Origin of the sequence: Mesorhizobium sp. B2-5-11, assembly GCF_006440835.1 — a bacterium.
Lineage (GTDB): Bacteria > Pseudomonadota > Alphaproteobacteria > Rhizobiales > Rhizobiaceae > Mesorhizobium.
On the sequence record NZ_VFUK01000004.1, the window covers coordinates 318,633 to 342,155 of the forward strand.

The following is a 23,523-nucleotide window of genomic DNA, read 5'->3' on the forward strand; positions in this document are numbered from 1 at the left end:
AAAGCCGGCCATTTGAGCGGAGGGCTGGCGAATGCGGCTTGGCTCAGTCTCGTTCTCGGAACCGGGTTTGCCTGGGGCCTCGCGCAGCGCCGCGGCTTCGGCCGTCGCGGCGGAGCGCTATGTCCGGCAAACCGCCATGACGAAGAACTCGCGGTAGCAGAAGTCCGGATCGTCGAGCAGACGATCCGGCCGCTGCTTCAGCTCCCGCCAATAGGCCTGGTCGGCATCAGGCAAGGCATAGCCCGGCGCGACGCTGGCAAAATAGGCCAGCAGGTCGGCAACATAGTCGCGCGTGAAGCGAGGCGCGGGCGCCCAGCGCTCGACCAGCCAGCCCTTGCGGCTGACGACCTCCAGGCCAGCCTGGCGCAGGCGCGCCGGAAGCGTCGAACCGCAATCGGTGCCGAGCACGCCCCGCTCGCGGAAACCCTGCAGCCTCGCCGCCATGAAGCGTGCCAGCAGCGCCCGGTCCATGGGCAGGATCTGCAGGATGGTCGAATCGAAATCCTTGACGGCGAAGATGCCGCCCGGCTTCAGCACGCGCCTGGCCTCGCCGACGGCAAGCTCGAACTCGGCCGGCGTCAGATACTGCATGACATTGCCGGACCAGACGCAATCGAACGATGCGTCGGCGAATGGCAGCGACAGGATGCTGCCGACATACGTGGCAATTTCCGGCGGCTCGGACAGCGTGCCCGCGAGCGCCTCGACCCGGGCGATGTTTTCGGGCGCGAGGTCGAGCGCGGCAATGAAGCCGGAAGGGCCGACGGCGCTGGCGATGAGCGGCAGGAAGCCGCCGCTGCCGCAACCGGCATCGAGCACGCGCCAGCCCGGGCGGATGCCGGCATCGAGCAAGGCCGCCTCATATTCGGGACGCGAGGATTCGAAATGAAGATCGAGCCAACCGGCCTCGCTCGCTTCATGGCCGGTGGACGTTTCGTTCCTGGCAGACAATTGATTACCCCCCAATGGCGCGGCAGGGATAGAAGCGCACCGAGCGGCATCACGCAATGCCCTGCGAATTTGGGTAGGCGTGAATATGATCACGGAGATTCTCTGCACCTTCGCCCCGAAGCGATACGCTATCTTCAACGGCAATACCTCCGGGGCCCTAGCGGCGATCGGCATTAGCACGCCTCGAAGTCCAACTGTCGCAACGCTGTCAGCCGAAAGATACACGCAATTGTGCGCTACCATCGACGCACTGCGGAGGCGCATCGGAGGCGCCGATTTCACCGACGCCGACGAATTTCTCAACTGGCTGTATTTCAACACGAAACCTTCCAAGCGCAGCGCGTGACGGAGGCGCAGGCAACTATCGTCGAACGCCCAACCTCACCTTGCGTGTCGCGGCCACGTTAAGTTGTCCGGCAGCACCGCGCCGCTATCCGGCCACTGAAGACCACTCAGGCCAATTTGCTTCGAATGTAGACGACAGCTTTCGGGGAGGCGAATGACTCAGATGAGGTGGCACGCAACGCGGATGGTGAATCTATACCTACCAGTATCGCGTCATTTTTTGACCACGTCGTCGGAAGCCATGCACCGCGGAAGAACACCGATCTCAATACTAGGTGCGCAGTTCATTGGCCACGTACTTGAAGAATGACGGGAACGACTGCAGCACCTCGGCGACACGATCGGATTCCTTCCGGCACGCATTACCAGCGTCCTTTCTATCGACCACGCCAGGAAATTTTTCGGCAAGCGACTGCGCAACTACACGGTCCGCGAAGCCGGCTTCGAAGAACGCGATGGCAGCCGGAGATTCCAGCCCGAATTTCACACGCTTTTGGAGGACTACCAGCCGCTCATACAGCGCCGCAGCGACGGGTTCAATTAGATCGGCTATTGAGGAGATGACCATCGCGAGGTCGTAGGAAAAGCCGTTCTCGCAGATATTGACGACATGGTTGGGCGTCACCCGGGCCACGCCAATCCTGAGACCCGAGGCCGCAAGGGGCAGGCACAGTTCATAGTAGCTCGCGCCCGACATCCAGCCGCCTAAGCATGTACTGATCTGCCTAGCGTCGAGCTTTTCCAAGACTGGGGCTTGAACGTGCTCTATGGCCTTGGCAATGATCGCTTCCGCAAGATCGGAATCGGAGAGCGCCTCGAGCCCCGCCACGTTCGCGAGTGTCCACGCGCTGATGTGCTTGATGTCCAACGGAGGCAGGGGGGACCGTCTGATCTGTTCGATCAGTCCTGCGTCACCCGCCAATTCCACGGCTTTCGCTGTTGTCGCAAAGACATTCAGCAATCGAAGCCGAGTAGCATCATCCGCGAGGTGGTAGGCCAGGGTGTTTCTAGCAAGTTCGTTCACCCGCTCGATAGCGAGGTCACTGGAAAAGTCGACGTAGTTCGCCAAATAGGCCGCGATACTCTGCACAGCCCTCGCGCGATCCGCCAGATAGGCCCTGTAGCGTAGTGGATCGACCATAGGGAATTTGTCGGTGACGGCCTTGGTCAGTTGCGACAGATGTTCCGGCGTCGCAAAAGTTAGATCAAGCCAGCTGTCCGGAATTGTGAGCTGAAGTGGCTGCTTCAGCGGAATTGGCTGATTGAAGTTGGCAAACAACTCTAGGATGCTCGAAGAAGCAGGCTCGGACTGGGACGGGTCGAGCAGTCGTTTGGCTTTGTCCCACCTCCAACCGCCCACCCCCTTCTTCTGGTCGATCAAGGTAGGCGCAGAGAATATCACGTTCCCTTCTGTATACATCCCGGCGCGGCCGGAACGGCCCATCAGGTTATGAAAGTCACGGACCTTAATTTCCTCCTGGCCCTGCTGCGTGGACGTTACGATGAGGTAGCGGATTGGAAAATTGACGCCCTGTGCGAGCGTTGATGTGCACACAACCATCTTCGCAAGGCCAGCCTTCATAGCATGTTCGATGGAGAGCCGAAGGCCGGGCGGCGAATTCGAATGATGGGAAAGAATACCTAGCGATGCCGCTCGGGCTACCTCGGAGGTTTCACCAAGGTGTTTGCCCGCCAGCGCGGCGATCCGCCTGATCTCCGCAGCATCCGAGTAACTAATCGGCGGCGTCACTTCGAACTTGCGCTCGTAGATATCCACTGCACGTTTGCAGACAGTTCCGACGCTTTCCTTGGTTCCGCAGAAAACCGCAACACTTCCGTTCTCTGCTAGATGCAGGCCTAGAAATAGACCGATGTCCGTGTGCGTCCTCGTGGTGCTCTTCTCGGGAAAAAGCCGGTCGACAAGCTCCTTCTTCTTCCGCTGAAGTACCGTCGAGGCGACCACCCTCGGAACGAAAAATTCCATCTGCTCCGGGTCATGGGGACTTACATACTTCAGCCAAGCACGCTCAAACTCCCAACTGGCAAATGCGATGTTGCGCGCCGTCGGCAAGAGCGATTTGCCGTGCACCACCGCGTTTGCATCACCGACAAGCCAGTCCGCTATTTGCGGGGCATTGGTGATAACTGCAGAAATGAGGATCTTTTGCGCAGTCGATGGCAAAGAAATCCTCATAGACGATAAGAGCAGTTCGTAGGAAGGTCCCCGCCGGAAGCCATCGAATTGATGGCCTTCATCGAAAAGCGCCAGTCCAATTTCCTCGGCCAGCTCAGGCGCCCGCCTCAGCATGTACAGAAGCTTCTCGGGGGTCATGATGAAAACAGAATTCTGGCGCCGGATTTTTTTGAAATCGACGTCGAAAAGGTACGAATCCGATACTTCGTCGATGAGTGTGTTCTCACCGTTAAATGCTCGAACCATATCGGACCGAATGTCGTGACAAAGCGAACGAAACGGCGCGACGATTACGACGAGTGAGGACCGCTTCGCTAGAAAATGCGCCCTTATGAGAAACTCTGTGGAGCGCGTCTTGCCGGCGCTCGTTGGCATCTGAACGACGGCGGACCGGCCGGCGAGGAGCCCGTCTGCACAAATCAGCTTCTGAGCAGGCCAAAGTTCTGTCGGAAAATCGCTCTTCCGAAGCGCCGGTGCCCAATCGGCTAGAGTCAAAAGCGATGACGGTGGGAGAATAGTGCGGCACGCGCTGGCTAATTTCTTGGCGCATAGAGCGATGACAATGTCGGCATACAAGAGCTCACGGGCCGAGCCCGCATCGTAAACCCATGTTTTCAAACGTTTGCAAAGCACTCGGATGGCTAGTTCGGTGCCGGTGAGATCGAAAAAATCCCTAAGTGCGGCAAGAAGATCAATCGAAAACTGATGGTATACAAAACTCTCCTCGATGGGCTGATAGTCCGATCGCAGGATCGAATAGGCGAGCCTCGCAAGACCGTGACCTAGCGCGATGTTTGGCAGTTCGGAGCGTTTCGAGACAACGGCCGCGCTCCCAACGCTCTCACCTAGATAATAAGAGGTCGCGCACAGGAGCGAGAACTCACTGCTGATATCTGGCTCGAGTTGTGCGTCGAGGTATGCATCAAAGAATATGGCTGAGAACCGCACCATCTCGGCAATTGAGCCGTCACCATCGTCCCAGAGCTGTGGTCGGCCTGTAGCGAGTTCGGGGTCAAGGAAGCTGTCAGCAATTGCCGCTGCCGCATCCCCCAGTATGCCGACAGCGAGGGCGAACAGTGCGGCCGGATCGCGGCTGATTTGATTGTAGTCCTCGGATGCGGCCCGAAGCTCGTGCATCTTTGCGCGGGCCCTGATCGAAGCCAGCATCACATTAGAACCGCGCTCAGGCCTCATTTGCTGCCCTCTCGTAGAGATGGTGAACCAAGTCCATCATCGAGGTACCCTTGATGACCAGCAGTTTCAAATTCGCCAGGTTGGGATGCTTTGACGGATCTGTAAGTGTCAGGTCCAAGCTGCTGAAGACGGCATCATCCAGGACAGCCGCGGCCGCGTTGACTCGTTTAAACGGCCGATCCATCTCGTGCTGAAAACGTTCGACGCGCGCGGCGGCGACGGGGTCGGACCGAAGCAGCCGCTGCTTAACTGCGTTCAATGACATTGCTTCTCGCATCAGATCTTTGATGGAGTCGTCGACAGCCTGCTGGAGCCGGTTTTTCCGCAGGGTTTTCAGCCCGGCCTTGGATTCAAGTAGTAGCAGTTCGTCGCCGGCGTTTACCGCATCGTCCTGAACAAACTTAAACGCCAGCACGTCGCAGCCGTTTGAGGGGACGTTTCGGTTGTCACGGTTCTCGTATCTTCCTTCGCGAGGGCACCAGTAATTGAGGATATACTCTACGTAGTCTGCGAGAAGTATCTCGCCAAAATCCCCGGAACGCGTGCTGGGTCCGGTCGCTTGTCTCTCGTCAGGAAATTTTACCGACGTTAGATATTGCGCATTTGTCCACGGCGTGCCGGAAACATACTTCGATAGATCCGCATCCTTGCAGTAATGCTGACGAAAATGCCGCGCCCAGTCGGAAAGCGTCGTGTCGTCCTTCGAATGATTCAGCGTCCAAATTTCAATGAGATTGCCGTTTGCGGTCTTTATGGCAGTCGGTGATTTCACCAGCCACCCAACATGAGCAGGCGTAGTCATAGCTCCTCCAACATTGGAGGCAACTATGCCACTTTAGCGAGGAACCAGTGAAGTTACGTTGCATGAAATTGTTCGCGTTTCCCCAGCTTCACACCGTCAGTCGATCAATGGTGCTGAAGATGGGCTCCAAGCTACCATTTGTTGGCGTGACGGATACTCGGCGCAACAGCGTGCCAGCAACCGCGGCTTTCGGGAAGTCGTCAGTGATCGTGAAACGACCGCAATGGGGTCGGCTACACAACGGCAGGTATCTTCGCGACTGCCGCCAAGACCTGACTGTCCATTATCGGCCCCTATCAAGACGTCTTCACCCTCGATGCTAAGCGATCGCAGCGAGGCGCCTCCCCCATCACCCCCCAGCCAACCGCGGCAACAAAAAAATCTCCGCCCCTTCCGGCAGCTTCTTCCCCCACGTGTCCCTATAAATCACCCCGTCGATCGCCACCGCGATCCCCCGGTCGATCAACGGCTCCAGGCCGGGATACTGTTCAGCCAGTTTCCTGAACAGCTCCCTGATGTCCTTGGCCTCGATCTCGACCTTGCTCTTGCCCCCGGCGGCGGTGCCCAGCGCGCCCCAGAGCGTCACTTCGACCATTAGCCTTCCCGTTCCGCCTCGATCGCCGCGAGAATGCGCGGGGGCGACATCGGGATGTGGGTCATGCGCACGCCGGCGGCGTTCGACACCGCGTTGGCGATCGCCGCCAGCGGCGGCACGATCGAGGTTTCGCCGACGCCGCGCACGCCATAGGGGTGGTTGGGGTTGGGGATTTCCAGGATCTGCGTGTCGATCATCGGCAGGTCGGAGCAGACCGGGATGCGGTAGTCGAGGAAGCCGGCGTTCTGCAGCCGCCCGTCCTTGCCGTAAATATACTCCTCGTTGAGCGCCCAGCCGATGCCTTGCGCGGCACCGCCCTGGTACTGGCCCTCGACATAGGTCGGATGCACCGCCTTGCCGGCATCCTGCACCACCGTGTAGCGGATCACCCTGGTCGAGCCGGTGTCGGGGTCGACCTCGATGTCGCATATATGGGTGGCGAAGGAGACGCCGGCGCCGTCGGCGACGAGCTCGCTATGGCCGGCGATCGGCCCGCCGGTCTTGCCGGATTGCGCCGCGATCTCCTTCAGCGACAGCTTGCCGAGATTGCCGTGCTTCTCGCCCTTGGCCACCGCCTGGCCCTGTTCCCAGGCCACGTCGTCGACGGAAATGTCCCACATCTGCGCAGCGCGCTCGCGCAGCACCTTGATGGCGTTGCGGGCGGCCGAGATGGTCGCCATGGAGGAGGAGAAGGTGCCGCGGCTGCCGTCGGTCATGTCGTTGTAGCCGAGGCTGGACGTGTCGGCGACGACGGCCTTGACCTGCGAATAATCGATGCCGAGCTCCTCCGCCGCCACCAGCGACAGCGAGGCGCGGGAACCGCCGACATCCACCGTGCCGACGGCAAGCGAAACCGAGCCGTCCATGCCGATGTTGAGGTCGGTGCAGGTCTGGCCGCCGAAATTGAACCAGAAGCCGCAGGCCATGCCCCTGCCCTGGTTCTTACCCAGCGGCGCCTTCATGTGCGCATGGTTCTTCACCGCCTCCAGCGTCGGGCCGATGCCGATCGGGCCGTAGACCGGGCCGTAGGACGATCGCGTGCCTTCCTGCGCCGCGTTCCTGATGCGGAAGTCGACCGGGTCCATGCCGATCTCCTTGGCGAGCTCGTCGACGGCGCTTTCCACCGCGAAGGCCGCCATCGGCGCCGACGGCGCGCGGTAAGCCGCGGTCTTCGGCCGGTTGACCAGCACTTCGAAGCCGACGGTCTTGACGTTCTCCAGCCTGTAGCAGGCGAACGCCGTCATGGCGCCGATCTCGGCCCAGGTGCCGGCATAAGGGCCGCTTGTGTAGCGCAGCGTCGCTTCCGCCGCGGTGATCGTGCCGTCCTTGCGGGCGCCGATCTTGACGTCGATCGAGGTGGCGCTGGTCGGGCCCGAGGCGCGGAACACCTCGTCGCGGGTCATCACCAGCTTCACCGGCCGGCCGGCCTTGCGCGACAGAGCGAGTGCCACCGGCTCGGCCCAGACATGGGTCTTGCCGCCGAAGCCGCCGCCGATCTCGGAGGATGTGACGCGCAGCTTCGAGGCTTCCATGCCCAGCAGCTGGGCGCAATGCTGGCGGTAGACGAAATGCCCTTGAGTGCACACCCACAGGTCCGCCGTGCCGTCGGAGCTGACGTTGGCCACGCAGGCATGCGGCTCGATATAGCCCTGGTGCGTCTGCTCGGTCTTGAAGGAGCGCTCGACGATGAAGTCGGCCTGGCCAAAACCCTGATGCACGTCGCCATGGCCGAACTGGCTGCGCTTGGTGACATTGGACGGCTTGACCGGCTTTTCCTCCAGCCCCTCGGTGAAGATGGCGTCGTTGATCAGGGGCGCGTGGTGCTGCATCGCCTGGTCGACATCGGTGACATGCGGCAGCACCTCGTAGTCGACCTCGATCAGCTTCAGCGCCTGCCTGGCGGTGCGGGCGTCGATCGCGGCGACAGCGGCCACCGCATGGCCGTCATAGAGCGCCTTGGTGCGCGCCATGCAATTGTCGAGGATGTCGTACATGGCGGCATCGCCGTCGGTGAGGTCCGGCAGGTCGGCCGCGGTGATCACCGCCTTCACGCCGGCGAGCTTTTCCGCCTTCGAGGTATCGATCTTCCTGATTTTGGCGTGCGCGTGCGGGCTGCGCAGCACACGCCCGACCAGTTGGCCGGCCATGTTGAAGTCGGCGCCGTAGCGGGCCCGGCCGGTCACCTTGTCGACGCCGTCGGGACGGATGGGACGCGTGCCGACCGAAGCGAAATTGCGATTGGAAAAACGCGGATCGAAATTCATCGTCAGGCTCCCTTCATCACGCTTGCGGCGTCCTGGACGGCGCGCACGATCTTGTCATAGCCGGTGCAGCGGCAGAGATTCCCGGCCAGCCCGAAGCGGATCTCCTCCTCGGTCGGGTCGGGGTTCTTGGCCAGAAGATCCTTCGCCGCGATCAGGAAGCCCGGCGTGCAGACGCCGCATTGCAGCGCGGCGTGCTCCAGGAACTTCTGCTGCAGCGGATGCAACTGGTCGCCATGCGCCATGCCCTCGACGGTCTCGACGCGGCGCCCTTGCGCCTCCGCGCCCAGCACCAGGCACGAGCACACCAGCCGGTCGTCGAGGATGATGCTGCAGGCGCCGCAATCGCCGGTGCCGCAGCCTTCCTTGGCGCCGGTCAGCCCGAGCCGGTCGCGCAGCACGTCGAGCAGCGTCTCGTCGGGCTGGCAGAGATACTCGACACTGTCGCCGTTGATCGTGGTTGAAACTGCTACACCGGCCATCACTTGCCTCCTGCACGCTTGTAGGCTGACGTGGCGGCCCGCCTGGCCAGCACGCCCGCGACTTTCCGTCTGAACTCGATCGTGCCCCGCTTGTCGTCGATGGGCCGGCAGGCCCCGGAGCAGACCTTGGCGAGCCGCTCGAGCGCGGCTTCGTCCAGCGTCCTGCCGATGAGGGCCTCGGCGGCCTCCTGCACCAGAAGCACCGTGGGCGCGGCGGCACCCAGCGCCACGCGGGCAGCCTTGACGACACCTTGCTCGTCGAGCGTCAGGTTCACGCCGGCGCTGACCACCGCGATATCCATCTCGGTGCGGGGAATGAACCTGAGATAGGCGTCGCCCGAGCGCGGCGCTTGGCTGTCGAGCAGGATCGCCTCGATGATCTCGCCCTTGGCGAGCGACGTCTTGCCCGGTCCGGTCGGCACCGCCTCCACCGCAATGGTGCGCCGGCCCGCGGGCCCGACGATCACCGCCCTGGCGCCGGCCGCCACCAGCGCCGGCACGCTGTCGGCCGCCGGCGAGGCGTTGCACAGATTGCCAACGATGGTGCAGCGTCCCTGCACCTGCTTCGAGCCGATCAGCTTGGCCGCCTCGACGACGCCGGGCCAGGCCTTCTTCAGGGCCGCGTTCTCTCCCAGCACCGCGCAGGGCACCGCCGCACCGATGCTGAAGCCGTCGGCCGTTTCCCTGATTTCGCTCAAGGCCGCGATCGCCTTGATGTCGACGATCAGTTCGGGTTCGATGAAGCCGCCCTTCATCCTCACCAGCAGGTCGCTGCCTCCGGCGAGAATGGCCGCCGTTCCGGCCGATCCGGCCAAGTGGCCAACGGCATCTTCGATTGAAAGTGGACGTATGTAGCGCATCGTCTCCCCTTGGTCACAGCGATCTCAGCGACCGTTATAAACAGTCTCCTCATAATGGCTATCCGGTTCGTCATTTTCGACGATTGGGCCAGCCGCCGCAAAATCGAGTCCCAACCCAGGCTGAACTGGCGTAAGCCAGTCGCGCAGGCCGCGGCCGAGGCTCTGAAAAAATTCCAGGAGCCGGTGTCGGACTGGCCGGGCCCCGCTCGTCCTTGGGGCATCGAACAGGCATTATGAAAGGATATGATATGCCCGGCACCGTACGTTTGCACCGTGTTCTCACCACCAGCCCGGAAAAAGTCTATCGCGCCTTCGTCGAGGCCGACGCGCTGGCGAAGTGGCTGCCGCCGAACGGCTTCACCTGCACGGTTCATCACTTCGAGGGCAAGGTGGGCGGCACGTTCAAGATGTCGTTCCGCAACTTCACCACCGGCGACAGCCATGCCTTCGGCGGCGAGTATCTCGAACTCGTTCCCGGTGAGCGCCTGCGCTACACCGACAGGTTCGACGACCCCAATCTGCCGGGCGAGATCCAGGTGACCGTCACCCTGAAAAAAGTATCTGTCGGCACCGAGATCGACATCACCCAGGCCGGCATTCCCGACGTCATCCCGGTCGAGGCCTGCTATCTCGGCTGGCAGGAGTCGCTGCGGAACCTGGCAAAGCTCGTCGAGCCCGAGATAAATCAATAGGCCAGACGGTGGCGGTTTCAGCCATTTGCCGCTAGCTATCCTTCCGACGCGCCCGGTCGATCGGGCGCGTCGTGAGCGATACAGCGGAGGCCAAAATCATGACTCTCACCAACCGGGACATCGTCGAGCTGACCGAGTGGCGGCGCAAGCTGCACCAGCAGCCGGAAATCTCGAACGAGGAGGAAAAGACGGCGAAAGCCGTCGTCGACTTCCTCGCCGATACCAATCCCGACAAGGTGCTGACCGGATTGGGCGGACATGGTGTCGCGGCCGTCTACGACAGCGGCAAAAACGGACCAACCGTCCTGTTTCGTTCGGAACTCGATGCGCTGCCTATCGAAGAGCTGTCCGGCGTGCCGCATGCCTCACGCGTGCCGGGCAAGTCGCATATGTGCGGCCATGACGGACACACCGCGATCCTGGCGGCGCTCGGCCGCCAGCTCGGGCGCGAGCGGCCTGCAAGCGGTCGCGTCGTGCTGATGTTCCAGCCGGCGGAAGAAACCGGCAATGGCGCCGCCGGCGTCGTCGCCGACCCCCGCTTCGGCGAGATCGCGCCCGATTTCGCTTTCTCGCTGCACAATCTGCCCGGCGTGCCGTTCGGCGAGGTGCGGCTCAAGCCCGGCGTGGTCAACTGTGCCTCGCGCGGCATGCGCATCGTGCTGGAGGGCAAGACCGCGCATTCCTCCATGCCCGAGACCGGAATTTCGCCGATGCCGGCGATCAGCGAGTTGATGCCTGCCCTGCCCGCGCTCGGGCACGGAACTTTCGCCGACGACGATTTCGGCATGGTCACCGTGACCCACGCCGAGATGGGCGAGGCCGTGTTCGGCATCGCGCCGGCCCACGCCGAGGTCTGGGCGACGCTGCGCACCCGGCGCGACGAGCGCATGGCGGATCTGTGCGCCGCCGCGGAAGCGCTGGTCACGAAAATCGCGGGCCAGCATCGCCTGTCCGCAAGCTGGGACTACCACGAGATCTTCGTCGCCAGCGTCAACGCGCCGGACGCGGTGGAGCATCTGCAACGCGCCCTCGACGAAGAGGGCGTCGCGCACACGCAAGAAGCCCTGCCGATGCGCGCCTCGGAGGATTTCGGCCTGTTCGGCCACAGCGCGACGTCGGCCATGTTCTTCCTCGGCGCCGGCGAGCGCCACCCTGCCCTGCACAATCCCGACTATGATTTCCCCGACGATTTGATCCCGATCGGGTCGAAGATCTTCATGCGCACGGCGCGCAACTTGCTGGGGTGAAATAGGCCGGATGGCCGATCGGGGCGAGCCGGCACGCCACGCGCGGGCTGTGGTGGCATGGCTCGCTAAACGTCGAGAACAACCGTCATTCCACGGACCTCGGCCATCTCGAGCAGCAGGTCCTGCAGGCTGTCCTCGGTCACCGTCTCGCCGGTTCGCTCCAGCAATTCGTCAATGCTTTCCTCCATTGAAAGGGCGGCAACCCCGGTTTTTTCGGAGAGCAGCCGCCCAATGGCAGCGCGGATCAGGGCATTCTGGTCAGGCATGATCCCCCTTTCATGCTGGGGCGGCGGCATGAGTTTTCTTCAATGCATGCTTCTGCCGCAACTTCTGCGAGCTTCAGCTTAAGCTTGCAAGTCGCCTTGAGGGACGGATATTCACTATTTGGCGAAGAGTTGCCCAAGGACTACACCAGAGGCGCAACTCCTCGTTGCCGGATCCGGACCTCGCCATTCCAGAGGGCACCTGACGCGCCGTCTCTATTAGAGGTTGCATCGGTCAGCCGCTTTTTGCCAACTAGGATATCCAACCGCGGCACCGCGCCTGACCCGCGCCAGGACCACCGTCAATCGCGATTGGCCCTTGCCGAAGCCGGCGGCCTCGCTCATCCATGCCTGGAAACGATCGCCAGGGGCCAGAAGATGACCGATGCCAGCTTTCACATCGTCGAAGCGACGATCGAACAGTTGCGGCGCGCACTCGACGATGGCACGGTGAGCAGCGTCGAACTTGTCGGTGCTTATCTCAGGCGCATCGCGCATTTCGACCGGCGCGGCATCAGCCTCAATGCGGTGCCGGTTCTCAATCCTGATATGTTCGAGGAAGCCGCGGCTTCGGATCGGCGCCGCAGCCAGGACAAGACGCTCGGCCCGCTCGATGGCATTCCCTACACCGCCAAGGACAGTTACCAGGTGTCCGGCTTGACTGTTGCCGCCGGCTCGCCGGCCTTCGAGCATCTCATCGCCAACGAGGACGCCTTCACCGTCGCCCGGCTGCGCGCCGGCGGCGCGGTGCTAATCGGCCTCACCAACATGCCGCCCATGGCCAATGGCGGCATGCAGCGCGGAGTCTATGGCCGCGCCGAAAGCCCCTACAATGCCGATTACCTGACCGCCGCCTTCGCGTCCGGCTCCTCGAATGGCTCGGGCACCGCGACAGCGGCGAGCTTCTGCGCTTTCGGGCTTGGCGAAGAAACCTGGTCGTCCGGCCGTGCGCCGGCCACCAACAACGCGCTGGTAGCCTACACGCCGTCGCGCGGTGTCATTTCGGTGCGCGGCAACTGGCCCCTGGTGCCGACCATGGATGTCGTCGTGCCGCACACGCGCAGCGTGCCCGACATGCTCGAATTGCTGGATGTGATCGTCGCCGACGATCCCGAGACGCGAGGCGATTTCTGGCGCGCGCAGCCCTGGATCGCGCTGCCGAAGAGTTCCGAAATCCGACCGCCGCGCTATACCGATCTGGTGCTAGCGGGGTCGCTGAAAGGCATGCGGCTTGGCGTACCCAGAATGTATATCGGCCGCGACAGCGGCGCCGACCGGCGGATCGAAACCCGCGCCTCCGTGCTTGATCTCTGGGAGCAAGCGGCGGCGGACCTGAGACGGCTTGGAGCCGAGGTGATGGAGGTCGATTTTCCTGTCGTCTCCAACTACGAGCGCGATCGCCCCGGCGCGCGCACCATGGTCGACCGCGCTCTGGTGCCGCCGGACTTCGCCGATCGCGAGATCTGGGACCTCTGCATCTCAGCCTGGGATGATTTTTTGCGCGCGAACGCCGATCTGAACATCCCCGATCTCGTTTCGGTCGACGGCCCGAAAATCTTTCCGCAGCCACCGGGCACGCTGCCCGACCGTTATGAAGGCGGTTTCGACTTGGCACAGTATGTCGAGCGCGCGAAATCAGGCGTCACGCCGTTCCGGGCCATTCCGACGATGGAGGACGGGCTGAAAGGGCTGGAAGCGACGCGGCGGCTCGATTTCGAGGACTGGCTGGACGCGAACAGGCTTGATGCCGTCGTGCTGCCTGCCGTCGCCGATGTCGGGCCCGCCGATGCCGACATCACTGAGGCCTCCGCCGCGCTTGCCTGGCGCAACGGCACCTGGGTCGCCAACGGCAATCTGGTGTGGCGGCATTTCGGCATCCCGACCGTTACCGTCCCGATGGGCACCATGGCCGACATCGGCATGCCGGTCGGCCTGACCTTCGCCGGCAAGGCCTATGACGATGAAAGGCTGTTGCGCATAGCCGGCGATTACGAGCGCTCCACGCGGCGCCGCACACGCCCGCCGCGCACGCCCGAACTGGCCGATGACGTGTTTTCGCGCCGGCCCACTCAAGCCGGCAATGGCGAGGCGCCCGCGCTCGCAATCAAGCTTGCGGCCGAGACGCGCGACAGCGGCGATCAGGACGAGATCGTCATCACGCTCGACCTCCCCGTCGACGCAACCGAGACCGAGCACGCTTGCATCAAGGTGCATGTCAACGGAGAGGCCGTAGCGATGCGGCGAGCCGGCGCGCGTTTGACCGGCCGGGCGTTTGTCCCGGCCGCGGAGCATCAACGGATCCACAGCGTCTGGCGCGGCCCCTACGGCTCGATCGTCACGGCGGTGATGCGGCTGCGGGATGGACGCAGCGCGGGCGCCTATGTGGTCACCGGCGGGATTGAATGACGATGAGCCCACGCGGGCCAATTTCGCGCCGGGCTATGTGAACCTGCGAAATTATGAGGAGCCAGCCATGATCAAGGTCAAACAACTCGCCCATGTCTGCATCTTCGCCAATGATCTGGACGAGACACGGCGCTTCTACGAGGATGTCCTGGGCATTGATATCCAGTTCAATTTCCTGCGCGACGGAAAGATTTTCGGTTTCTACCTTAATTGCGGCGGCCGCAGCCATATCGAGGTTTTTCACAAAGAGGGTGCGCGGTTCAGCGAGACGAACCAGATCAACCATTTCTGCCTGGAGGTGGAGGATATCGACGCCGCGATCGCGCATATCGCGTCCAGGGGTGTGGAGGTCACCGCGAAAAAACTCGCCTGCGACGACACCTATCAGGCTTGGCTGCGCGACCCCGACGGCGTGAAGATCGAACTGTTCGAATACACCGGCAAGAGCGCGCAATTCACAGGCGGCGATCGCGTCGCCGATTGGTAGGGCTGTCGCGGTTTCAGTGGGCATTACCCACGCGCGGCCCACAGCAAACCGCGCTCGACGATGACAGCCATTTCAGGCACCGCGAACTCATCCGCCGTGTGTCCGAGCGAACTGTAGAAGACCTTGCCTGCGCCATATCTTCGCTTCCAGACAACCGGCATGTCGACGCCGCCGATGCCCGGGAAATGCTCGTCGGTGAAGGTGGTCGTCGCCAGCACCTCGTTGCTCGGGTCGACATGCATGTAATACTGCTCCGACCGATAGGCGAAGTCGCTGATGCCTCTCGTGATCGGATCGTCCGGTTTGATGATGACCACGCGATAGTCGATAATGTCGCCGGGATGCGCGACCCATTGGCCGCCGGTCATGAACTGATAGTCGGGCTCGTTGCGGAAACTGTCGCCCATCGTGCCGTGGAAACCGCCGAGTCCCGTTCCCTGTCGAACCGCGCGCGTCAGATTCTGCAGCTCGGATTTTTCGATCTTCGACATGGTGATGACGGGCACAATGAGATCGAATGAGTTCAGCTCCGGATCGGCAAACATCGCCGTGCCCTCGCCGAGTGTGACCGTGTATTCGTTGCGCTCCAGCATGTCGCGCACCACAGCGGCGCTGCGCTGGGGCGTATGGCCTTCCCATCCACCCCAGGCAATCAAGGCCTTTTTCGCCATGCAGTGAACCTCCTGAACTGTCCGCAGCAGCGATGGTTACACGGCTCGGCTGTCAGCGCCAACCCAGCGCCGGCGCGACATGGGTCAGGATCGCCTCGATGGCATGGGCGTTGTAGTCGACGCCGAGTTGGTTGGGCACGGTGAGCAGCAGCGTGTCGGCCTCGGCGATCGCCTCGTCCTCGGCCAACTCCTTGATCAGCACGTCCGGCTCGGCGGCATAGCTGCGCCCGAAGATCGCCCGCGTGTTTTCCTCGATGAAGCCGATCTGGTCGCGGCCCTCATTGCCGCGCCCGAAATAGGCGCGGTCCCGGTCGTCGACCAGCGCGAAAATGCTGCGGCTGACCGAGACGCGCGGTTCGCGTTCATGGCCGGCCGCCTTCCAGGCCTTGCGATAGATCCGGATCTGCTCGGCCTGCTGGATATGGAAGGGCTTGCCGCTTTCGTCGAATTTGAGGGTCGAGCTCTGCAAATTCATGCCCAGCTTCGCCGCCCACTCCGAAGTGGCGTTGGTGGCGGCACCCCACCAGATGCGCTCGCGCAGGCCTTCAGAATGCGGCTCCAGGCGCAGCAAGCCGGGCGGGTTGGGAAACATCGGCCGCGGATTGGGCTGGGCGAAGCCCTCGCCGCGCAGCGTGTCGAGGAAGACCTCGGCGTGATGCCGCGCCATGTCGGCGTCGCTTTTGCCTTCCTGCGGCGCGTAGCCGAAATAGCGCCAGCCATCGATCACCTGTTCGGGCGAGCCCCGGCTGATGCCGAGCTGCAGGCGCCCGCCTGCGATGATGTCGGCGGCACCCGCGTCCTCCGCCATGTAGAGCGGATTCTCGTAGCGCATGTCGATGACCGCCGTGCCGATCTCGATGTGGCTGGTCTTGGCGCCGACCGCCGCCAGCAGCGGAAATGGCGAGGCGAGCTGTCGGGCAAAATGGTGGACGCGGAAATACGCGCCGTCAGCGCCGAGTTGCTCGGCCGCGACGGCGAGATCAATGGATTGCAACAGCGCGTCCGACGCCGAGCGCACCTGCGATTGCGACGAGGGCGTCCAGTGCCCGAATGACAGGAAACCGATTTTTTTCATGGCCCTGACGTATATACCGGCGACACGTGCTTCAATGCCAAAAGAGCAGGGTTACACACCGTCGCCCCTGCGTGACACCAAAAGTGTGCCTTACCGAAAGTTTGAATGCCGTGGAGGGTGGGATGCTCAGGGGAATCCGCATTGTCGAGATCGAGGCGTTGGGGCCGGCGCCCTTTGCCGGCATGCTGCTCGCCGATCTCGGCGCCGACGTGATCGTCGTCCACCGCAAGCATGCATCCGTGCCGGGCCTTCCCGAGCGCTCGCTGCTCGATCGCGGCAAGCGCTCTATCGCGCTCGACCTCAGGGATGCCGAGGACGTTGCCGTGCTGATGCGCCTGATCGCCACCGCCGACGGCCTGATCGAGGGCTTCCGGCCGGGCGTGATGGAGCGTCTCGGGCTTGGTCCAGATGTGTGTCTGGCCGCCAACCCTCGCCTGGCCTATGGCCGCATGACCGGCTGGGGGCAGGAAGGCCCGCTCGCCCGCACCGCCGGCCACGACATGAACTATACCGGCGTGTCGGGCGCACTCTGGTATGCTTCCCTGCCGGGCGAGCCGCCAATGGCGCCGCCGACGCTGGTCGGCGACATAGGCGGCGGCGCGCTCTATCTGGTGATCGGCATGCTGGCCGCTATCATGAACGCCCGCGCCGGTGGTGAAGGCACGGTCGTCGACGCGGCGATCGTCGACGGCTCGGCCCATATGATGAACCTGTTGATGTCGCTCGCACCATCCGGCGGGCTTGCCGCCGAGCGTGGCCGGAGCCTTCTGGACGGACCGCATTGGTGCCGCGTCTACCGCACGTCTGATGGCGGCTTCATCAGCGTCCAGTGCGTCGAGCCGAAATTCTATGCGCTGTTCCTCGACAGGCTTGGTCTGGGCGGCGATCCGCAGTTCGCCGCTCAGTTCGACCGCGGCCTCTGGCCTGAGCTCGGCAGCCGGCTGGAAGCGATCTTTGCCGAAAAATCCCGAGACGAGTGGATGAAATTGTTCGAAGGAACGGATGCCTGCGTCGGGCCTGTGCTCAGCCCGCATGAGGCGGCGCTGCATCCGCACATGGCCGCACGCGGCTCCTGGTTGGTCGAGAATGGCGCGCTCCAAGCTGTCTCCGCCCCCCGTTTTTCCAAACGGACGGCAAAGGCACCGGCGAAAAGTCCGGCACGCGACGAACATGGTGCGGAGATTCGTGCCGAACTTGCGGATCCAGCCGCAAGTCGTTGAATAGGCTACCCGCCTTTGCTGAGGAAATCGCCGACTGGCCTGCGCCCGGCTCGGACCGAAGACGATATCGTGGCGGCACTTGCGGCAGTCGTGGGCGGCATACTTGAAAAGCATCTCGTATACGAGTATACGAGATGCTTTCATTGGGAGGAGGCTGCGCTCCATGTCCTTCAACTCGACTCGCGTCCAGACACCAATGGATGCCGTGGTCATCGGCGGCGGCATCGCCGGCTGCACGCTCGCCTATGAACTGGCCCGCCACGGTCTCAAGACGACGATCCTCGAGCAGAGCATGATCGCCGCCGAGTCCTCAGGACGAAACACCGGCACCTTGCTCACCGGCCCGCAGAAAGAGGTCGTCGAACTGCTGGACGCCAGCGTCGCGATCTATGCCGAGCTTGCCGACGGACCCGTTCCCTTCGAATTCGCCGCCATCGCACATCTGCTGATTTCCGAAGACGAGGCGAGTTTCGAGGCGGCTGCCGCCGTGGCCGACCGCTACAGGGAAGTCGGCGTGGCAATGGAAAAGATCACGGGCAAGGAACTGGCGCGCGACCACCCGCGTGTCGGCTTCAACGTGGCAGGCGCCTATTCCGTCGGCCGTGCATGGACGCTGGAACCCATGGGCGCGACACATGCCTTCGCCCACGCCGCCCGTGAGGCCGGCGCGACGATCCGTACTGGCCTGCGCGTCGCCCAGATCTTCTCCAGGGGCGGCAAGGTCCAGGGTATCTTGACCGACCAGGGCATCGTTCCCGCCGATCTCGTCTTCATCGCCAACGGATTGTGGATGTCGGACCTTCTGCGCCGCACCGTCGGCGACGGACCGCTGCCCGGCCTGCCCTTCACCGCCGGCCGCGGCTGGTTGATCCAGTTAGGAAAACTCGACTTCGAGCTGCCCTGGATCGTCGAGGAATTGACCTGGCCGGATCAGGAAGAGCTCGGCCGGCGCATGAGGCTCGACAGCCTTGCCGATGTCGCCGCGCAGCGCGACGACCAGCCGGCGGTGGAAGCCATCTGCCTCAACCCCATGGGCGGCGGCGATGCCAGGCTTGGCGCCTCCGTCCAGCCGGCCTTCCGCGATCTCGTCCGCAACACCGACATGGCGAGCCGGATCGCCAGCCGCACGCTGCGCATGCTGCCGGGCCTCGGCGCGCCGCAGGTCAGGAACGTCTATCCCGGCAACCGCCCGATGCTGTCCGATGGCTTGCCGGTCGCTGGCAGGACGGCCATCGAGGGCCTGTTCGTGCATGGCGGCATGGGTTCCATCGGCATGCATGCCGCCCCCGCCACCGCGCGCTGGCTGGTTGACGCCGTGTTTTCCGGGAATGGCAGCCCAGCCCAGACATGGCTGCGGCCGGACCGCTTTCCCGGATGGGAAGCGTCATGAGCCTGCTTGCGGAGCGGTCGGCCCGCTATTTTCCGCAGTGGTGATCGTTGATCTTGTTCAGCGCATTCGCATCCGGCCCCACCCGGTGGTAGGAACAGGCGCCGGCGGCCATCGTGACAAGCTGCCGGTCATAGTAGCGCGGGCCGCCGAACAGTATGTCGATAATATCGCCGTCAGCGGGAACATAGCGTTCGGGTTCGCCCTGGTGGTGGCGGTGCCTGGCCCCGGCGGACGCCGAAGAGACGATGCCGCAGCCCATCACAAGGGCGAGAGCGCAGATCGCGAAGCGTTTCGTCGTCATCGACAACACCTTCCTGGCCAACCGGATTTCATCTTATATCCAAAAATCGCCGGATAAAGAAAAGTTCCTGAGAACGGGCGCCGGTTGATTTGCAGCCGGCGTGCATGAGCGGCAGCCTGGGAACCGGCGGCGCAGGCCGGCTCGCCTGACAACCGACAAAAGCCTTAGTCGGTCTGGATCCATACCGACTTGGTCTCCAGATACTCGTGCAGATGTTCGATGCCGCCCTCGCGGCCATACCCGGACATTTTCATGCCGCCGAACGGCACGGCGGGGTCGATGGCGTGGTACATGTTGACCCAGACGGAACCCGCCTTGACCCGGCGGGCAAGCTTGTGCGCCGTGCCGAGATGAGTGGTGAAGATGCCGGCGGCCAGCCCATAGGGCGTCGCATTGGCGCGGGCGACGGCTTCGTCAAGCGTATCGAAGGGCATTGCCGAGATAACCGGCCCGAAGATCTCTTCGCGCGCGATGGTCATTTGGTCGGACACTGCGCCGAAGACGGTCGGCGCGATGAAGTTGCCGCCGTCATAGAGGCCGCCGGTCAGCCGCGATCCGCCGGCGACCAGTTCCGCGCCCTCCTCGCTGCCGGCCTTGATGTAGCCCTCAACCTTGCCGGCCTGCCGCGCATTGATGAGCGGCCCCATTTCGGTTTCGGCTTCGATGCCGTGGCCGATGCGCAGCCTGCCGGCGAAGTCAGCGAGCCGGCGCACGAACTCGTCATGGATTTCGCGCGCCACGAACAGCCGCGAACCGGCGATGCAGACCTGGCCCGAATGCACGAAGACAGCCATCGCCGCGATCGGAACGGCCTTGTCGATATCGGCGTCGCGGCACACGATGAGCGGCGACTTGCCGCCGAGTTCTAATGAAACGCGCTTTAGATTGGCAACACCCGCCCGGGCGATCGCCTGGCCGGTGAGCGTCGAGCCGGTGAAGACGATCTTGTTGACGTCGGGATGTTCGGCAAGCCGCGCGCCGGCTTCGGCCCCGGTTCCGGTGACGATGTTGACAACGCCGTCGGGAACGCCCGCTTCCTGCATCAGCCGCGCGATCAAAAGCGGCGTCAGCGATGCATCCTCGGAAGGTTTCAGCACGATCGTGCAGCCAGTAGCCAGCGCCGGCGCGATCTTCCAGATCGACGCGGCGGTCGGCGCGTTCCAGGGAATGATGGCGCCGACCACGCCCACCGGCTCGCGCCGGGTGAAGGTGACGATCTCGCCCGGGATCGAATTGTCGATTGATTCGCCATGCAGCGCGGTCGCCATCCCGGCATAGAAGCGCAGCATGCCGATGACCCGGCGCCGGTTGGCGAGCGTGCGCGTGATCGGCAGCCCCATGTCGAGGGTGTCGGAGACGCAGAGCTCTTCCCAGTTCTTCTCGAAGAGATCGGCGATCCTGAGCAGCACGCACTGCCGTTCGTAAGGCGAAAATCCGGACCACGGACCTTCGAAAGCGGTGCGCGCAGCCGCCACCGCCGCGTCGATGTCGGCGGCGCCTCCGCGCGGCACCGTCGCCAGCACCTGCCCCGTCGCCGGGTTGAGCGCCTGCATCTCCTGTCCGGACTGCGCAGCGACCCATTTGCCGCCGATGAACATCGGCCGGAATTCGCCATGGTAGAGCGTCGCGGCCTTCGCCCTTGGGTCGAAGTTCAGCGTCATATCCTCCTCCTCGCCATTCCGTCGCGACTATTACCCCGGTGCAGGCACACCTCAAGCAAGTAAGCCGACAAGTCGTCGAAATGACCGAACTGCGTCCCCTGGCTATCGGCCGCTCAACCGCTGGAGGCGAAGCGGTAGCCCTCCAGCGCCTGCTGAACCGCGGCCACCAACACCGCCTCCGGATCGAGCGGCTGCCCGGCAAAGCGGTCGAGCGCGGGCAGATGCTGATGGAACAGCGTCACCGGCACGGCCTTGCCCGACAAGGCGGCCGTCAATCGCTGGACAGCTTCCATCGCCTCCTGATGGTTCCAGTAGTAACGTATGCGGTCCGACAGCGAATAGTGCCGCTGCACGCGCTGTTGCGCCGCAGAGCCGTGGTAGTGGCTGTGCCAGTCCTTGGCATCGGCCGTCATCAGCGCTTCCATGGTCTGATAAAGCGGGCGCGCGCCGTAGTCGGGCAACAGATCGGAGGCGATCAGGTCCAGCCCATAGAGCGCTTGGCGCAGTTCGAAAGTCAGCTGCGGCCCCACCTTGAGGATGGCAAAGCCGTCCTCGACCAGTTCGCGTAGGGCCGCTTGCGTCTGATAGTCGGTGGAATGGGCTTCGTAGACCAGGCCCGCTTCCTGGTCGAGCAATTCGCGCAGATGCAGCGCCTTGGCGCGATCGTAGAAGACCACGTTCTCGTTGCCGAACTCCACGCCCGGCTGCACCACCACGGCGATGACCCGCGAGAAGGCGTCTGCGAGGCCGTTCTCGTGGAAGATCTGCCGATGCACCGCCAGTGTGTGCTGGACCGCGGACAGGCTTGTGGGGCTGATTTCGCCGATGAGATGATCCGCTCCGCCCGGCGGCGGAACCTCGGTGCCGATCACGTAGAGTGGCCGGTCGGTCCCGCTGGCGGCGTCCTCGGCCTTGCGCGCCAGGCGGGCGGCGCGCCTGGCAATCGTAGCGTCATCCAGCGCCGCCGGCTCGCCCGCGCATCCCATGGAGGCATCGAGATGGATCTTGCGGAAACCGGCCCGGACATAGGCGGACACCATGTCCTCGGCCTTCGCCATGGCCGCGCCGGCATCTTCCTTTCGCCATGGATTGGGACCGAGATGATCCCCGCCGAAGATGACCCGCTCGGGCGCAAGGCCTTCGGAGCCTGCAATAGCGGTCACCGCCGCGACGAAGTCAGCGGGCTGCATGCCGGTATAGCCGCCGAACTGGTTGACCTGGTTGCAGGTCGCCTCGATCAGCAGCGGCCGCGAGAACAGCGCGGCGTCGCGCACTGCGGCCCGGATCACGACCGGATGGGACGAGCAGACGGAGGTGATGCCTTCCGCCGCGCCCCGCCGCCGGGAATTTGCAAGTTTCAGCAATGGATCGGTCACGGGCGTCGCCTCGGCGTGTTGGCAATGAACAGATCGAGTTCGGCGCGCGTACCGGCTCCTTCCATCGGGCCTTGCCGCGTGACGTTGCGCGCGCCTGCCGCATTCGCGTAATCGAGCGCGGTCACGGCAGGCATGCCGAGCCTGCGGCAGGCGATGTAGGCACCGCCAAAACAGTCGCCCGCGCCGGTCGGATCGATCTCCTCGACCAGGAAGCCGGGCGACTCGACGCGGCTGCCGTCGGCGCCGAACAGGGACGCGCCCAACGCGCCGCGCTTGACGACGACCTCGCCGGCGCCGCGGGCAAACAGCGAGGCGAGCGCGTCGGCTTCATTGTCGTTGCCCGAAGCGGTGTGGAGTTCCTCACCCGACGGCAGGATCAGATCCGCAATGTCGAGAAGCCGCGCGAAGCGCTCGCGCGTCTGGCCATGGCCGAGCAGTTCCTTGCGAAGATTGGGATCGAGCGAGATGCTTCCGCCACGCGCCTTGACCACATCGATGGCATGGTCGAGCACCTGCCAAATGGCGGGAATGCTGAGTGCGGTGCCCATGACGTGCAGGTGGCCTGAACGCGCCAGCAGCGCCCTGGCCTCAGGGGTCAAGCCGACCAGCGCCGCGGCCGATTTGCCGATATTGTAGACGAAGTCGCGCGAACCGTCCTCGCGGTAGCGCACGAAGGCGCTGCCCGTCGGATAGTCGGGGCTGACGGCGATGGCCGTGACATCCGCACCGTCCCGGCGCAGGCGCTCGACATTGATCCTGCCGAAATCATCGTCGCCGACGCAGGCGATGATGCCGGCCCGCCCGCCAAGCCTGGCGCATTGGTCGATGAAGATCGCCGGCGCCCCGCTCGGATAAGGTCCGGTCAGCTCGATGGGCTCGAGAAAGCCATTGCCACGGCTTTTGGCCATGATCTCCACCAGGATCTCGCCGACGGTGACGGTCGGCCCGAGTCCATCGGGCGCCAGTGTCTTCAATGGGGATTTGCTTGGCATGGCGAAGGCCCGGTGTGAAAGGCAAGGGAAATCCGGATTCCAAAAAATGGATAGAGCG

21 protein-coding genes are annotated in these 23,523 nt (G+C 63.5%); 7 read left to right on the forward strand and 14 right to left on the reverse strand.

From position 1 onward, the window contains the following. Window positions 1–117: 117 nt before the first annotated feature. On the reverse strand, window positions 118–951 hold the full coding sequence (locus FJ490_RS15495) for a class I SAM-dependent methyltransferase (protein ID WP_246672652.1): 834 nt from the start codon (window positions 949–951) through the stop codon (window positions 118–120). An 85-nt stretch (window positions 952–1,036) separates the two neighbouring features. Here FJ490_RS15495 and FJ490_RS15500 point away from each other — a divergent pair, with 85 nt between their 5' ends. Further along, a complete protein-coding gene (locus FJ490_RS15500; protein ID WP_140728394.1) occupies window positions 1,037–1,297 on the forward strand; it encodes a hypothetical protein in 261 nt (86 codons plus the stop codon). A 270-nt stretch (window positions 1,298–1,567) separates the two neighbouring features. Here the strand turns inward: FJ490_RS15500 and FJ490_RS15505 are convergent, their stop codons facing one another. The 6 genes from FJ490_RS15505 to FJ490_RS15530 all read right to left on the reverse strand — a co-directional run bounded on the left by FJ490_RS15505 (window position 1,568) and on the right by FJ490_RS15530 (window position 9,684). Continuing rightward, window positions 1,568–4,657, reverse strand: a complete 3,090-nt coding sequence (locus tag FJ490_RS15505; protein ID WP_181165258.1) for a DEAD/DEAH box helicase — start codon at window positions 4,655–4,657, stop codon at window positions 1,568–1,570. 16 nt (window positions 4,658–4,673) lie between these two features. Beyond that, on the reverse strand, window positions 4,674–5,486 hold the full coding sequence (locus FJ490_RS15510; protein WP_140728392.1) for a Hachiman antiphage defense system protein HamA: 813 nt from the start codon (window positions 5,484–5,486) through the stop codon (window positions 4,674–4,676). Between the two features lie 349 nt (window positions 5,487–5,835). After that, window positions 5,836–6,081 carry a MoaD/ThiS family protein gene (locus tag FJ490_RS15515; protein ID WP_140728391.1) on the reverse strand — a complete coding sequence of 82 codons (246 nt, stop codon included), beginning with the start codon at window positions 6,079–6,081 and terminating at the stop codon, window positions 5,836–5,838. Beyond that, window positions 6,081–8,345 (reverse strand): xanthine dehydrogenase family protein molybdopterin-binding subunit, encoded by a 2,265-nt coding sequence (locus FJ490_RS15520; RefSeq protein ID WP_140728390.1) that lies wholly within the window; start codon window positions 8,343–8,345, stop codon window positions 6,081–6,083. The genes FJ490_RS15515 and FJ490_RS15520 overlap by 1 nt, the downstream gene beginning before the upstream one ends. Window positions 8,346–8,347: 2 nt before the next feature. After that, window positions 8,348–8,824, reverse strand: coding sequence for a (2Fe-2S)-binding protein (locus FJ490_RS15525; protein WP_140556297.1), 477 nt, complete (start codon window positions 8,822–8,824; stop codon window positions 8,348–8,350). Next, window positions 8,824–9,684 carry a xanthine dehydrogenase family protein subunit M gene (locus tag FJ490_RS15530; protein ID WP_140499232.1) on the reverse strand — a complete coding sequence of 287 codons (861 nt, stop codon included), beginning with the start codon at window positions 9,682–9,684 and terminating at the stop codon, window positions 8,824–8,826. Before FJ490_RS15530 ends, FJ490_RS15525 begins: the two co-directional genes overlap by 1 nt. 248 nt (window positions 9,685–9,932) lie before the next feature. Between FJ490_RS15530 and FJ490_RS15535 the strand changes: the two genes are divergently transcribed. Next, window positions 9,933–10,376: an SRPBCC family protein gene (locus tag FJ490_RS15535; protein WP_140499234.1), complete on the forward strand. Its 444-nt coding sequence runs from the start codon at window positions 9,933–9,935 to the stop codon at window positions 10,374–10,376. A 98-nt stretch (window positions 10,377–10,474) separates the two neighbouring features. Next, a complete protein-coding gene (locus FJ490_RS15540; protein ID WP_140728389.1) occupies window positions 10,475–11,623 on the forward strand; it encodes an amidohydrolase in 1,149 nt (382 codons plus the stop codon). Window positions 11,624–11,688: 65 nt separating this feature from the next. Here the strand turns inward: FJ490_RS15540 and FJ490_RS15545 are convergent, their stop codons facing one another. Then, on the reverse strand, window positions 11,689–11,889 hold the full coding sequence (locus FJ490_RS15545; RefSeq protein WP_140728388.1) for a hypothetical protein: 201 nt from the start codon (window positions 11,887–11,889) through the stop codon (window positions 11,689–11,691). Between the two features lie 375 nt (window positions 11,890–12,264). Here FJ490_RS15545 and FJ490_RS15550 point away from each other — a divergent pair, with 375 nt between their 5' ends. Both FJ490_RS15550 and FJ490_RS15555 read left to right on the forward strand, forming a co-directional pair. Further along, window positions 12,265–14,292, forward strand: coding sequence for an amidase (locus FJ490_RS15550; RefSeq protein WP_140728387.1), 2,028 nt, complete (start codon window positions 12,265–12,267; stop codon window positions 14,290–14,292). 67 nt (window positions 14,293–14,359) lie between these two features. After that, on the forward strand, window positions 14,360–14,779 hold the full coding sequence (locus FJ490_RS15555; protein ID WP_140728386.1) for a VOC family protein: 420 nt from the start codon (window positions 14,360–14,362) through the stop codon (window positions 14,777–14,779). A 23-nt stretch (window positions 14,780–14,802) separates the two neighbouring features. Here FJ490_RS15555 and FJ490_RS15560 read toward each other — a convergent pair whose 3' ends face one another. Then, window positions 14,803–15,450 carry a ThuA domain-containing protein gene (locus FJ490_RS15560; RefSeq protein WP_140728385.1) on the reverse strand — a complete coding sequence of 216 codons (648 nt, stop codon included), beginning with the start codon at window positions 15,448–15,450 and terminating at the stop codon, window positions 14,803–14,805. A gap of 52 nt (window positions 15,451–15,502) precedes the next feature. After that, window positions 15,503–16,525 (reverse strand): LLM class flavin-dependent oxidoreductase, encoded by a 1,023-nt coding sequence (locus FJ490_RS15565; RefSeq protein WP_140728384.1) that lies wholly within the window; start codon window positions 16,523–16,525, stop codon window positions 15,503–15,505. A 122-nt stretch (window positions 16,526–16,647) separates the two neighbouring features. Here FJ490_RS15565 and FJ490_RS15570 point away from each other — a divergent pair, with 122 nt between their 5' ends. Both FJ490_RS15570 and FJ490_RS15575 read left to right on the forward strand, forming a co-directional pair. Then, entirely contained in the window at window positions 16,648–17,745 is a 1,098-nt protein-coding gene (locus tag FJ490_RS15570; RefSeq protein WP_140728383.1) for a CaiB/BaiF CoA-transferase family protein, read from the forward strand. 163 nt (window positions 17,746–17,908) lie between these two features. Beyond that, window positions 17,909–19,135: an FAD-dependent oxidoreductase gene (locus FJ490_RS15575; protein ID WP_140630459.1), complete on the forward strand. Its 1,227-nt coding sequence runs from the start codon at window positions 17,909–17,911 to the stop codon at window positions 19,133–19,135. Between the two features lie 25 nt (window positions 19,136–19,160). Here the strand turns inward: FJ490_RS15575 and FJ490_RS15580 are convergent, their stop codons facing one another. From FJ490_RS15580 to FJ490_RS15595, 4 genes are all read right to left on the reverse strand, one after another. Continuing rightward, window positions 19,161–19,436 (reverse strand): hypothetical protein, encoded by a 276-nt coding sequence (locus FJ490_RS15580; protein ID WP_140728382.1) that lies wholly within the window; start codon window positions 19,434–19,436, stop codon window positions 19,161–19,163. Between the two features lie 164 nt (window positions 19,437–19,600). Continuing rightward, window positions 19,601–21,097, reverse strand: a complete 1,497-nt coding sequence (locus FJ490_RS15585) for an aldehyde dehydrogenase family protein (protein ID WP_140521364.1) — start codon at window positions 21,095–21,097, stop codon at window positions 19,601–19,603. A 113-nt stretch (window positions 21,098–21,210) separates the two neighbouring features. Beyond that, entirely contained in the window at window positions 21,211–22,473 is a 1,263-nt protein-coding gene (locus FJ490_RS15590; protein ID WP_140517327.1) for a D-tagatose-bisphosphate aldolase, class II, non-catalytic subunit, read from the reverse strand. Next, a complete protein-coding gene (locus FJ490_RS15595) occupies window positions 22,470–23,465 on the reverse strand; it encodes a sugar kinase (RefSeq protein WP_140728381.1) in 996 nt (331 codons plus the stop codon). The genes FJ490_RS15590 and FJ490_RS15595 overlap by 4 nt, the downstream gene beginning before the upstream one ends. Window positions 23,466–23,523 lie beyond the last annotated feature (58 nt).